The 11972-nt window shown below is 63.0% G+C and carries 11 protein-coding genes; 3 read left to right on the top strand and 8 right to left on the bottom strand.

Annotation, left to right across the window (positions count from 1 at the left end; genetic code table 11):
* The first annotated feature begins 21 nt into the window (after positions 1 to 21).
* A complete protein-coding gene (pheT, locus tag H0O22_RS03485) occupies positions 22 to 2481 on the top strand; it encodes a phenylalanine--tRNA ligase subunit beta (RefSeq protein ID WP_185187633.1) in 2460 nt (819 codons plus the stop codon).
* Here the strand turns inward: pheT and rlmD are convergent.
* On the bottom strand, positions 2470 to 3846 hold the full coding sequence (rlmD, locus tag H0O22_RS03490; protein ID WP_185187634.1) for a 23S rRNA (uracil(1939)-C(5))-methyltransferase RlmD: 1377 nt from the start codon (positions 3844 to 3846) through the stop codon (positions 2470 to 2472). The genes pheT and rlmD overlap by 12 nt on opposite strands.
* Before the next feature lie 108 nt (positions 3847 to 3954).
* On the opposite strand from rlmD, the gene H0O22_RS03495 reads away from it, so the two are divergent.
* Positions 3955 to 4449 carry an allophycocyanin subunit alpha-B gene (locus H0O22_RS03495; protein WP_185187635.1) on the top strand — a complete coding sequence of 165 codons (495 nt, stop codon included), beginning with the start codon at positions 3955 to 3957 and terminating at the stop codon, positions 4447 to 4449.
* Between the two features lie 666 nt (positions 4450 to 5115).
* On the opposite strand, the gene H0O22_RS03500 is transcribed toward H0O22_RS03495, so the two are convergent.
* Positions 5116 to 6177, bottom strand: coding sequence for a J domain-containing protein (locus tag H0O22_RS03500; protein ID WP_185187636.1), 1062 nt, complete (start codon positions 6175 to 6177; stop codon positions 5116 to 5118).
* Positions 6178 to 6202: 25 nt separating this feature from the next.
* A complete protein-coding gene (locus tag H0O22_RS03505) occupies positions 6203 to 7771 on the bottom strand; it encodes a DUF3370 domain-containing protein (RefSeq protein WP_185187637.1) in 1569 nt (522 codons plus the stop codon).
* A gap of 175 nt (positions 7772 to 7946) precedes the next feature.
* Here H0O22_RS03505 and H0O22_RS03510 point away from each other — a divergent pair, with 175 nt between their 5' ends.
* Positions 7947 to 8129, top strand: coding sequence for a sigma factor SigF (locus H0O22_RS03510; RefSeq protein ID WP_185187638.1), 183 nt, complete (start codon positions 7947 to 7949; stop codon positions 8127 to 8129).
* Here H0O22_RS03510 and H0O22_RS03515 read toward each other — a convergent pair.
* The 5 genes from H0O22_RS03515 to H0O22_RS03535 form a co-directional block, all read right to left on the bottom strand.
* Positions 8086 to 8697: a sigma-70 family RNA polymerase sigma factor gene (locus tag H0O22_RS03515; protein ID WP_255439445.1), complete on the bottom strand. Its 612-nt coding sequence runs from the start codon at positions 8695 to 8697 to the stop codon at positions 8086 to 8088. The genes H0O22_RS03510 and H0O22_RS03515 overlap by 44 nt on opposite strands.
* Before the next feature lie 135 nt (positions 8698 to 8832).
* Positions 8833 to 9708 carry an ATP adenylyltransferase gene (locus H0O22_RS03520; RefSeq protein ID WP_370521473.1) on the bottom strand — a complete coding sequence of 292 codons (876 nt, stop codon included), beginning with the start codon at positions 9706 to 9708 and terminating at the stop codon, positions 8833 to 8835.
* Positions 9705 to 10616: a PhzF family phenazine biosynthesis protein gene (locus H0O22_RS03525; RefSeq protein WP_185187639.1), complete on the bottom strand. Its 912-nt coding sequence runs from the start codon at positions 10614 to 10616 to the stop codon at positions 9705 to 9707. Before H0O22_RS03525 ends, H0O22_RS03520 begins: the two co-directional genes overlap by 4 nt.
* Positions 10617 to 10622: 6 nt before the next feature.
* Positions 10623 to 11540, bottom strand: a complete 918-nt coding sequence (locus tag H0O22_RS03530) for an NAD(P)H-dependent glycerol-3-phosphate dehydrogenase (RefSeq protein ID WP_185187640.1) — start codon at positions 11538 to 11540, stop codon at positions 10623 to 10625.
* The gene (locus H0O22_RS03535; RefSeq protein ID WP_185187641.1) at positions 11540 to 11920 is read right to left on the bottom strand and encodes a DUF2237 family protein; all 381 of its coding nucleotides are present in this window, start codon (positions 11918 to 11920) and stop codon (positions 11540 to 11542) included. The genes H0O22_RS03530 and H0O22_RS03535 overlap by 1 nt, the downstream gene beginning before the upstream one ends.
* Positions 11921 to 11972: the final 52 nt, after the last annotated feature.

Below are 11972 nucleotides of genomic sequence, written 5' to 3' on the forward strand. Positions count from 1 at the left end.
CGCTCTGTTTGCACGTGTCCGATGCAGGTCTCGCTCCAATGGCTCCGGGAGCTGGTGGCCTGTGATATGGCAGCCGATGTCCTGGCTGAGAAGCTCTCGATTGCGGGCTTCGAAGTGGAAGAGATCGTCGATTTGGCCGCCCGGGCAGCCGGCGTGGTGGTCGGATATGTGGAGCAGCGGGAGCCCCATCCCGATGCCAACAAGCTGAGCGTTTGCACCGTTGCCATTTGCGCAGATGAGCCGCTGCAGATCGTCTGCGGCGCCAAGAACGTCCGCGCCGGGATCCACGTGGCGGTCGCCACCGTGGGTGCCTACCTGCCGGCTGTCGATCTGAAGATCAAACCGGCGGAGCTGCGCGGAGTTGCCAGCAGCGGCATGATCTGCTCCCTCTCTGAACTGGGACTCGCCGACAGCTCGGACGGCATCGTCATCCTCGACGACGCTCTGGACACCTTGCCCCCGGTGGGCAGTCCCGTTGGGCCCCTGTTTGGTCTCGACGATCAAGTTCTGGAATTGGCGATCACGGCGAACCGCCCCGATGGCCTTTCGATGCTCGGCATCGCCCGTGAGGTGGCCGCCCTGACCGGTGCCTCTTTGAGCCTGCCTGCAGCAGCAGCCCCTGTCGCCGCATCCCCCCTGCCCGTTGGCATTGACGTCCAAGACAGGATCGAGGATGGCGGGCTGTTCAGCCTGACGGCCCTCTCTGGCGTGCAGGTCGGCCCTTCACCCCGGTGGCTCCAGAGCCGCCTCGAGCGCGCGGGTCTTCGGCCGATCAACAACGTGGTCGACATCACCAATCTGGTGATGCTCGAACAGGGTCAGCCCCTACATGCCTTTGACGCCGACCGTCTCGCCCGACTGAGTGAAAACCAGTTGGATCCCGCTGCGATTGACCTGCGGGCTGCACGCCCTGCAGAAGCCTTCACCACCCTGGACGGCACGGAGCACAGCCTGAGCGAGGACGCCTGGGTGGTCAGCTACGCGGACCACGCAATCGCCCTGGCCGGCGTGATGGGCGGCCAAACCACTGCCGTCGATGGCGACACGACCTCGATTTGGCTGGAGGCCGCGATGTTTGCGCCTCAGACCGTGCGGAAGAGCGCCCGCAGCCTCGGACTTCGCACGGATGCCAGTAGCCGTTTTGAGAAGGGTCTTCCGGTCGAAGTCACCCTGGGCGCCGCTGATCGTGCGGTCGCGCTTTTGCAAGAGCTCTGCGGCGCGACCGTCCAATCCCGTTGGCTGCATCAACGCAGCGAAGTGTCCAAGGAACCGCTGGAGCTGCGCCGCGATGCGCTGCACAACCTGCTCGGCCCCGTTACCACAGAGGGCGCAGAGGAGGACCTGGCCGATGCGGAGATTGAACGCATCCTGCAGGCCCTCGGATGCAGCCTCGAGCAGGCGGAGGAGGGCTGGCTGGTGCACGTGCCCCCCGCCCGTGCCATGGACCTGCAGCGGGAGGTGGATCTGATTGAAGAGGTGGCTCGATTGGTGGGCTATGACCGCTTCGCGAGCCATCTGCCCGATCCCATTGCCCCCGGTGGTCTGACTCCGGTGCAGGAGGCCGAGCGTCGCCTGCGTCGCCTGCTAGCTGCTGCAGGCCTACAAGAGGTCTGCAGCCTGTCCCTGGGCCCCGCAGAGGCCGAACGCACTGGTGCGGATCCGAGTCGGCGGGTGCCTCTGGCGAACCCGTTGCTGGCGGACTACAGCCATCTGCGGGACAGCCTCGTCGATGAGTTGTTGTTTGCCGCCCAGCGGAACCTGAAGGCCGGTCGCAGTGGCTTCTGGGCCTTCGAGATCGGCAATGTCTTCGATACCACGGCCAAGGGTTCCCCCCAAAGCCAGCACCTGGCCGGTTTGATCTGCGGTTCCCGTCAGGCTGAGCTCTGGAGTCAGAGCGGCAAGCCCCAGGCCCTGGATTACTTCAGTGCTCGCGGTCTCCTTCAATCGGCCCTGGCCGGACTGAAGCTGCCCGTCGAGGACCGTCGCCTCAGTGAGCATCCGCTGCTGCACCCGGGTCGCGCCGCGCAGATCGTTGTGGAGGGACGTCCGGCCGGCTTCTTTGGCCAAGTGCACCCCGAGCTGGCCGAGCAGTACGACCTACCGCCCGCGACCTATCTGTTCCAGTTGGAGGTCACTCCGTTGCTCAGCGCAGCAACGCGCCGCAACCGCTGGCAGCCCAGCTTCGCCACCTTTGCCACGGTGCCAGCCTCTGAACGGGATCTGGCACTGGTCGTAAACGCGGAGACCGCGAGCGCCCAGCTCCTCAATGCCATCCGCAAAGCCGGTAAGCCCCTACTGGAGCAAGCCGAACTCGTGGATCGCTACGAGGGAGAACAGCTGGCGGCTGGCTCCTGCAGCCAGGCCTTCCGGCTGCGCTACCGAGATCCCAAGCGGACTTTGAAGGACAGCGAGGTGGATGAGGCCCACGCCAAGATTCGTGCAGCCCTCGAAAAGCAGTTCGGAGCCCAGCTACGCGCCTGAGCCGGACTGGGTCAGCAGCGCCAGGGTTTCCACGTGGCTGGTCTGGGGGAAGAAGTCAACGGGCTGAACCCGTTCGAGCTGGTAGCCGCCGTCTTCACCGCACAATTGCTGCAGATCCCTGGCCAGGGTTGAGGGGTTGCAGCTGATGTAGGCCAGTCGCTCGGGCTTCCCGTCCAGAATGGCGGCCAGGGCTTCAGCACTCAGCCCTTTGCGGGGCGGGTCGACGAGCAGGGATCCCGTCATTTTTAAGCGTTCGGCCAGAACCATGGCCACGTCGGCCTGCTCGAAGAAAGCCGTCCCAATTCCATTGCGTTCCGCATTGGCCGTGGCTTGGCTGACGGAGGCAGGATGGACCTCCAGACCCAACACCTTGAGGCCCGAACGCGCCAAGGGCAGGCTGTAGGTCCCGATGCCGCTGTAGGCATCAATCACCGTGGCGCTCTGACCTGTCGCAAAGAAAGCCCGCAGCGGCTCAACGAGCCGCTCGGCCTGCAGCGTATTGACCTGGAAAAAGGTGTCGGCTGCGATGCGCAGTTCGATGCCATCAAAGACCTCCAGCAACCAGAACCGTCCCGCGATCAGGTCCGTCTCTGGTCCCATGACCACATTGGAGGCCTTGGGTTGCAAGTTCAGACCAACGCCGACGACCTCCGGCCAGCGCTCCATCCAACGCTGCGCCAACGTCTCCAGCCCTTTGAGCTGGCGGTGACTGCTAACCAAGGTGATCAGGATTTCCCCAGTGGCCGAGCCCACCCGCAGGGCAAGGTGGCGCAAGCCGCCTTTGCCACTGAGATTGACGTCGACGGGCCAGCCGGTTTTCTCAAGATCGCGCTTGATGGGCTCAATCAGGCCATCGATACGGGGATCGAGAACGGGACAGTGGTTGAGGTTGACGATTTTGTGGCTGCCGCGGCGGTAGTAACCGGCCCGGAGGCGCCCGTCTTCGGCCCGTTCCAGGGGGATTAGGGCTCGATTGCGATAACCCAGGCTGTGCTTGCAGCCCCAAACCGGTTCGACCGCCACTTCCAACTTGGCCAAGCGACTCAAGCTTTGTTGGACGAGATCCCGCTTCAGATCCAGTTGCAGCGCCGCCGAGGCGTGTTGCAGGCTGCAGCCACCGCAGCGCTCAGCGAGGATGCACGGGGGCTTCTGACGCTCTGGGTGGGCTTGGGTGACCTCGATCAGGTCAGCCTCCAGATGCCGCTTGGCGCAGCGCCGCACCCGGGCCTGAACCGTTTCACCAGGCAGCGTTCCTGCGATGAAGACGGCGGTCTCATTCCAACGGCCCACCCCTTGGCCCTCATGGCCAAAGCCCGTGATCTCCACCGTGATGGATGTACCCAATTGCACCTTGTTGACACCCATCACCCACTTGCCGTCCTTCTTTGACCCTATCGGTGCGTAAACACCGGCCCAGAGCGGGGCTTTTCAGTGCTTGTCCTCGATACAGTGTCGGGGTCAATGGTGGTTTCGATGAGCGTCGTACGCGATCTGATCCTTCAGGCAGACGATGAGCTCCGCTATCCCACCGGCGGTGAGCTGCGCTCCATGGTGGATTTCCTCTCCACCGGCGCCAATCGCCTGTCTGTTGTCCGTGTTCTGACCGACAACGAGAAGAAGATTGTTGACGAGGCCTCCAAGCAGCTCTTCAGCCGTAAGCCCGAATACGTCGCCCCCGGCGGTAACGCCTATGGCGCCAAGCAGCGTGCCCAGTGCCTGCGTGACTTTGGCTGGTATCTCAGGCTCGTCACCTACGGCCTCCTGGCTGGCAGCACCGAACTGATTCAGAAAATCGGCCTCGAAGGTGCCCGTGAGATGTACAACAGCCTCGGCGTTCCTATGCCAGGCATGGTCGAGTCCATGCGCTGCATGAAGGAGGCCGCTCTGGTCCTGCTCAATGCTGATGATGCGGCCGTCGCAGCCCCCTACTTCGATTTCCTGATCCAGGGCATGCAGACCCCCTGCTGATTGGTCACTCGGATTCAACAGTTCAAAGCCGGCGAAAGCCGGCTTTTTTCATGCCTGCGTCAAGCGTTAATTCTGATCACCTAAGACACAGCCTGGGTCCCAGGTCGGGGGTGGTTTAAGACCTGCAAACCAAGTGGAAATCTTTGCGCTCATCGTTGACTCACATGTGTCGCATCCTGATGGCCAACTGAGACCGGATATTGGTCTCAGTCGCGATGACTTGGTCAGATCATTTATGGCGAGCCGTGGTCGAGTCATGTGTCGAGCGAATCGGCTCCTACAGATCTCATCCATTTGTCTCGCCTGCTGACCGGTTCTAGACCGGGACCTGGACTTGAGTGAGACGGGGTGTTCAAGTCTTTTTCTGCTGCGCAAGCCCTGAACAGAGCCACTTGAAGCTGCGTACCTGTGTCTACTGCAGGTACGCAGCTAAAAAAACAAAGCTCCAACTGCGTTCTAAAGAAGTGTCCATCTCCGTGGACAGGGCGACCACAGCCCCCAGGACAACGGAACATTGATCTTTGAAGGCAGTACAGGTATTTGAGCGTGCACGCAGCCGAAATCGAGGGCAAATCACTATGTATAAATATCTCGCCACGTACTGCTTTAATGTCTTGAGCTCATCTCGGGCCGGGACGCGTAGCGGGTCTCGCCTAAGACAGTTGCTCAGGTCGCTTCGCGGTAGCGCTCCTTGAGGAATTGGTACGCCTCATTGAGGCGGCGCATCGCATCCGCTGAACCACCGGCATCGGGGTGGTGGCTCACGGCCTGAGTGCGGTAGGCCTCGCGAATTTCCCGGAGGGTGTAAGGACGATCAGCCACGGTGGCGAGCTGCAGCATCTTCAGTGCGCTGTGCACGTTCATGCTGTTGTCGATCGCATCGAAGGACGTGCTGCGCTTGTTGCGACTCCGATGGCACTGAACAAAGCGGGTGATCAAGCTGGCGACGCGAGCGGGCAAGCTCGAACCGCCAAAGGGATCCTCAAGGATTCCGGCAGCGACGATGACCCTCTCCAGGCTGGGTTGGCCCTCGGTCCAATCGGGGGCATAGGAGTACATGACCTGCTGCACCAGGTTCCAGCCAAACGGTCTGCCGTCGCTGTCCCCGGACTGCGGCCAGATGTCGCGGGCGAGCCAGACCATCGCCGCTTCGAGGGCGGCATCCGTTGGCGCCTGGCCATAGACCTCACTCCAATGGTGGAGAGCCTGGTGGAGGGCAATGTCGAGGTCCGCCCCCCGGATGAGGGCCAAGGTCGCGTCGGGTTGACTTGAGCGTGCTGGAGCCTCCAGGGTCTGCTTGACCCGTTTGGCCTGTTTGCGCACAAAGCCGGGGAGCTGAATGCCGCTTCCGCCGGCACTCGGCGCCAACGGCTCATCGACAATCTCGGTCGCATTGCTTGAGACGTCATCCGAGTCCCGCTGTGCGACAAGTCCGGAATGGACGAGAACGATGGAAACGTCTTCGTTGAGGGGCGCCTGAGATTCTTCGGCTTCAGCCTCGTTTAATTCCTCGCCGGCGGTTGAGGAGACTCGAACCTCCAGCTGCTCTTCTGCGGACTCGCTCTCTGTGTAGGTGTCTTGACCGCCCCGGACCTCCTGGAGGAGGCGTTCGACCAGGTCGCCACGGCTTCGCAGCCCCAGTTGTCCCTTGAGGCTGTCGATCCAGGTCAACAGTTCCTCGCTGAGTTCCAGCGAGATCCGGCGTTTGTCGGTCTCTCGCTGGCTCACGCAGGCTGGGGAACTGTCCTTGAGGTTATCGACCCAAGAGGGTGTTCATCATCTTTTGTTGGGCCTCCACGGCCTGTTGATAGCGCAGCATCAGGCTCTCGCTCATCCGAATGGGGCTGATCACAGCGGCTGAGACCCCATTCAGGTTGGGCAGTGCCGGTGGCGGTTGGACCCACTGTGGAGGTGGCACGAGCGCCGGTGCGGTCGGTCGAATCGTCACGGGTTCAAAAGCCGGTGGAGCGGTGACCACGGCGACGGGTGCCGCAGCTGGGGCAACTTTCGCGGCGACCTCTGAGGCCTCCACCAGGGCTTCACGTTCTTTGAGCTGCGCCAACTGCTGATCGGGAACAACGCTCAGCAAATGGCCCGGAGTTGCATCCGCTGGATAGACCAGGCTGACTTTGACCGAATTGACTTGTCCTGGCTTGAGGTAGAGATCGGCAATGGGCAGGCTCTGACCCGATTTCATGCCGACATGCACCTCCTGGTAGCCATCGGCCGTCTCAATGCGAATTGAACCGCGGAAGGCCGTGAAGCGCCCACGACCATTGACGGTCGGATGGCTCAAGACCAATTGGTGGGGGCCTGAGCCCGTCAGGTTCATGGAGACGTCAAAGCGCACCCCATAGGTCCCCACGTTGTTCAGGGAGGAGTCGACCATTCGGGTCGCCAGAGGATTGATTTGGACCTCTCCGGTGCCGAAGTGGTGGCGGTTCGTGCTCGTCAGGGGAATGTGCAGGGCCCCTTGCTGCAGATCGTGGGAGAGGCTGGCTGTGTACTCATCGCCGATTGCAACGCCGGCCACGCGTGAAAACACGGTTCCATTCTCAATTTGCCGGATCCGGCTGAGGTAAACCCGGCCTGGAGCCAAGCGTCGTTGATCCAGTACGGCCATCAGATCGTCGTCGCTCTGCGGGTCTTCCGCGGCGACGACCGCCATCTGGAAGGGCCCGTCACTGCGACCTTTTAGGAGGCCGTTGGCGATGCCTTTCGCCGGGAGTTGGGTGCTGAACAACACCACCCTGCTGTGGGCCGGAATCGTGATCTCCTCGGCCAGTTTTCTATCGAGCTTGCCTCGTAGCATCTGCACCGCGGTCGCGTCTCCTGGGCCCGTATTCCAAGGGCGGTGCCCCAAGGGTTTGACCCCCATCAAGTTGTTCGCTTGATAGGGAGCCTCAAAGCTGTTGCGAACGGCTCCCTTCTCGAAGCGAATGTGAACCGGTTGGCTCGATGGGTTGATCAGCAGGGTGGCCAGTGTCAGTTCGCCGCGGCGGCCGCCGCCGCTGCCCATCCGACTTTTGTCGTGGGGGTAGTACTTGTGATGAACGTGAATGCCGAACTCACCGTTGAAGGTGTAGGTCGCATTGGCGAGGGGCGCCCCGGTCTCCGCTGCGATGCTCTGACCAGGCGTCGTCGTGACCAAAATCCCAGGACCGTGCACCTCCTCAGGTTGGTTCGAGTGCAGGACTGGGACGGTATTGAATCGGCCCTGCAGTGGCTTGGCTTGCTGGCCAGCCATCAAGGCCACGTCCGCGAGGGCGGGGCACGGAGCGACCATGACGCCGCCGAGGAGAGCAATCGCGAGGGGTCTCATCAGACCTATGGGACCAACTGCTCTCAACGTGCGAATGGTTGGCGGATGGGTGCGTCGCTGTCCGGAATTCTTTTATCTCCTGCTGATCGAAATCAACACAGTCCGGGGTTGGCCTGACCCCTCGTCGCGGCAAACCGCAGCTGCTGGCTAGAACGGCATCACAGCAGCATTCTCCATGATTTCGCCCTTCTTTGCCTGCGCTGACTCCGGTTCTCCTGCCCAGATGCGGCGGCGGCACCAGGAGCGCAAGCACCAGATGCTCACCTTCTGGCGCGACGGCCTCGAGCGTCAGCTGGCGGCGATCAATGCCGCCCTCAGCACCCTGGAGCGTCAGATGCAGGATTCAGCTGAGTCCTGAGTTCCGCCAGCCCCAGCTGAAGCCTGCGCCGGACCGTGGCCGCACTGATGCCGAGAGCGTGACCCGCGCGGCGCAGGCTCAATCCCTCCAACACCACCAGCTCGACGACTTGGCGGTGCCGTTGGGGGATCGATGCCAACCATTGGGAGGCCATGACCCCATCCGGGAGCGGGCGCTCTCTCTCAAGACTGCTCGGTTCGCCACAGTCTTCGTTCTCGAGCGGTCGCAGCCGCATCAACAGCTCCGCCTGTTCTAGGGCATTCAGGCTGGCGGTACTCCAGCCCGTCACCCGGCGAAGTGCATCTGGCGTCAGCCCCTTTGGTGTCCTGGCTTGCTGTTTCAGGCATCTGAGTTCCTGAAGCCGCTCCTGCGTTGAGCGTGGCAAGCGCACCAGCTTGCCCTTGTCCCTGAGGTAGCGAAGAATCGCGCCGCGGATGAAGGTTTTGGCGTAGGCCCCGAGGGGTCTCTCGCGGAGGCGTTCACTTCCCTGGTACGCCCGCAAGAAGCCGATCCAGCCCTCCTGGGTGAGGTCGTCGAGTGGTTCGTGGCAGCGTTTGGCGTAGTGCAAGGCCGTGGCTTGAACGAGGCCGCGATGGCGCTTCAGTTCGGCCTCCAGCTCGCTTCGGGATCTGTCGTCCTGTATGACAAGCGGTCTGACTGGCTCCAGCGAACTGCGTCCTGCCTAGCCCCGTCATCCGTGAATTCACGGAGCCATGGCGACCGACCGCAGTAGGGCCAAGGCGCCGTTGGAGCGCAACCAGGTTGCATCAGAACCGCCTGTCAGCAGCAGGTACCCCGCAAACCCCAGGGCGTTGACACTGAATCCAGCTGCGTGTTCCTTGACCCGAGCCACGGTCATGAACCACTCCGGACTGATCAAGACGTTGTATGGGGCCTTCGGCCGCTCAGCAGTGTTGGCATCCCCCAAGCCCAGACGGGCGGCGTGCTCCTGGTAGAGCTCCTCCAGCTCCTCCGAGGCGGCTGGGCCGTCGTACTGCGTGCGCCGGCTGAGCTGATACCGCCAGGGCCAGGGTTCCTCATCGCCCGCGAGTTGTGCTGCGATCGAGGCCTGCAGCGGACAGATCTCCTCGTTCGGTAGCCGCGGCAGCAACTGCAGGTGACGGTGCGGTTGGCTGGCCCCGGCTTCGGGGCAGCTATTGAAAAACCACAGGCCTGGGGTCTCGGCATCGACCCGCGCCAACTGCTGCCAATCGCTTGGCTCAAGCCATCCCGACTGGGGGCGCCACTGCTGCGTGATTAACAGCAGATGACAGCGCTGAACTGGAAACTTATTGAGCAACAAGAGATGCGAACTCCCAAGGCGCTCCACCTCCAGCCGCTGATCCCAAGGCAAGAAGGGATTTGGTTTGGGGCCTTCACGCCGTAGATGCTTGGGGGTGGCCGAGACCAACCGACGCAGGACGAAGGGCGCGCAGCTCTCGATTGGCTCGAGGGCCGTTTGCAGGGGGACAAGGGCGCCATTGGCCTCGGCGACGTCGCTGCAGTGCAGCGCTGCCGTCCCGTAGCGACCAAGACCGCCCATCTCGTCCCCTCCGCGCAGCTCTGATGGGAGCGTCACGCTGCGCTCACCCTGCAGACGTCCCAGCCGCCCGGATCATGGCCGGGGGCACCGGCTTCAATCTGTCCCTCCCAAAGGACATGACCCGTGCCGCTCAGTTGCACCTGCAAGCCTTGAAGGACCTCACAGCGCATGCCACCACTGCGCCGGGACGGCTGCCAACCGTGCAGCGTCGTCTTGCCAAGCTGTTGCGCCCACCAGGGCGCCACCAGGGCATGGGCTGAGCCCGTCACCGGGTCCTCATCGATTCCGAGGCCAGGGGCAAAGAAACGCAGTTTGTAATCGCAGGGCTGGCCAAGGAGCCGCTGCGGCCGGTCAGCGGGCAGGGCCTGCATGACGACCAGACCCTGACGGTCCGGGCCTTGGAGTCGTTCGCTCACCCCCGCCAGTGTCTCCAGGGATTGGTCTTCTCCAATCAGGACCACCCGGTAGCCCAATGTCGACGTCCAGTAGCCCTGGGCCTCGGCGTTCAGGATCGCAGCCAGGTAGCTCGGGCAGGGTTCGGCCACGAGGGGCTCACTGGGAAGAGTTAGCGACGCCGCTCCAGCGGTTGAGGGGTCGACACAGACCCTGAGGCCGCCACTGCGACTGGCCAGGACCAGCTCCTGCCCGGGCTTCATCAGTCCCCATCGTTGTAAGGCCAAGGTGGACGCCAAGGTGGCGTGACCGCAGAGCGGCACTTCACAGGTGGGCGTAAACCAGCGCAGGCACCACTGACCGTCAGAGTTCCGCCAGAGAAAGGCGGTTTCGGATTGCTGCAGGCTGCCGGCAAGGGCCTGCATCCACTCCGAACGGGCCGCTTGGCTGAGTTCCACGACCGCGGCTCCATTCCCCTGCATGGGTCCGGCTGCAAACGCCTCGATCAGGACCGCCCGCTGGGCCTGATCCCCTGGAGTCAGCTCGCCCATCCAGCCCTATCCCTGCTCGCCGCGAAGACTCCGTTGCATTAAGGCATGGACGGCCTCCCTTGGACCACAGCGTCCCTCCAACAGATCCACCACCTGTTGGCAGATCGGGAGAGCCAAGCCGTAACGCTCTCCGACAGCCACGACAGCCTCGGCTGTTTTTTTGCCCTCCACCGTGGCACCCACCTGAACAAGGGCTTCATCGCCGCCCTTTCCTTCGGCCAGGGCCAGGCCAAAGCGGTAATTCCGGCTCAGGGGGCTGTTGGCCGTGGCCAAGAGATCCCCCAGACCCGCCAAGCCATAAAGGCTCGCCGGGTCCCCACCGAGACGCTCCAGAACGAGCGCCATCTCGGCCATGCCCCGACAGAGGAGCGAGGCCTTCGCGTTCGCCCCGAGTTGAAGCCCATCGCAGATGCCCCCGGCGATGGCCATCACGTTTTTCAGGGCTCCAGCCAGCTCGACCCCAAGGGGATCGGCACTCGCATACAGGCGCAACTGCTGGGAACTCAGCGTCTGCTGCAGCTCCTGGACGAGGACTGAATCACGGCCCGCCAAGACACTGGCCGCTGGGCAGCCCTTGGCCAATTCATCGGCCAGGTTCGGACCGCTTAAGACCACGACCTGAAGGCTTGGCTGACTGCCCAGCCAGAGCTGACTGGCCGTGCTCTGGGTCTCCAAATCCAGGCCCTTGCTGCAGCTCACCAGTGGGACCTGCTGCGGCCAGTGCGGGCCGAGTTCCGGTGCCAGGTGCTTCACGCCCTGGAGCGCCACAGCAACTAGGACCAGATCGGCCCCCTGGATGACCTCCAACGGCGATCCGCCAGTGCGGCGACTCCAGCTGCACACCTGATGGCCTTGGCGCTCGACCAGATCCGCCAAGGTTTGTCCCCAGGCCCCAAGACCCAGGACACCGATGGCAAGTCCCATCAGCGGGTGGTGGCGTGGGCCTGGAGCAGGTCCAGGGGAATCACGGCCAGGGTTGAATCCTCACAGGCCTCAAGCCGCACCGGCGGGGCCATCCCGTCCTGGTAGGCCTCCAGCCAACGGGCCGCGCAGACGCACCAATGATCCCCCGGTTTGAGGCCAGGGAAGTTGTAGGCGGGCACTGGCGTCGTCAGATCGTTGCCCTGGGCCTTGGAGTAGCTCAGAAATTGCTCATTGACGACGCAACACACGCTGTGGCGTCCCAGGTCCGCCGCATCGGTGTGGCAGTAACTGTCACGAAACCAACCGGTCATCGGGTCACATCCGCACTCCTGCAAGGGCTCTCCAAGCACATTCAGGGCCTTGGTTTCGGCGATGCTCATGGGTGGGTTCGGACTGTTCACAGCGGAATTCGCAGCTCAATTCTGACGAAGG

The sequence above is a fragment of the Synechococcus sp. LTW-R genome (assembly GCF_014217875.1).
In the GTDB taxonomy this organism is placed as follows: domain Bacteria; phylum Cyanobacteriota; class Cyanobacteriia; order PCC-6307; family Cyanobiaceae; genus Vulcanococcus.

What these genes read in the sequence shown, in the direction of transcription:
- rlmD (WP_185187634.1), bottom strand. Translation starts at nt 3,846, where the DNA reads ATGGGTGTCAACAAGGTGCAATTGGGTACATCCATCACGGTGGAGATC.
- H0O22_RS03510 (WP_185187638.1), top strand. Translation starts at nt 7,947, where the DNA reads ATGATTTCGCCCTTCTTTGCCTGCGCTGACTCCGGTTCTCCTGCCCAG.
- pheT (WP_185187633.1), top strand. Translation starts at nt 22, where the DNA reads ATGCAGGTCTCGCTCCAATGGCTCCGGGAGCTGGTGGCCTGTGATATG.
- H0O22_RS03530 (WP_185187640.1), bottom strand. Translation starts at nt 11,540, where the DNA reads ATGGGACTTGCCATCGGTGTCCTGGGTCTTGGGGCCTGGGGACAAACC.
- H0O22_RS03505 (WP_185187637.1), bottom strand. Translation starts at nt 7,771, where the DNA reads ATGAGACCCCTCGCGATTGCTCTCCTCGGCGGCGTCATGGTCGCTCCG.
- H0O22_RS03535 (WP_185187641.1), bottom strand. Translation starts at nt 11,920, where the DNA reads ATGAGCATCGCCGAAACCAAGGCCCTGAATGTGCTTGGAGAGCCCTTG.
- H0O22_RS03525 (WP_185187639.1), bottom strand. Translation starts at nt 10,616, where the DNA reads ATGGGCGAGCTGACTCCAGGGGATCAGGCCCAGCGGGCGGTCCTGATC.
- H0O22_RS03495 (WP_185187635.1), top strand. Translation starts at nt 3,955, where the DNA reads ATGAGCGTCGTACGCGATCTGATCCTTCAGGCAGACGATGAGCTCCGC.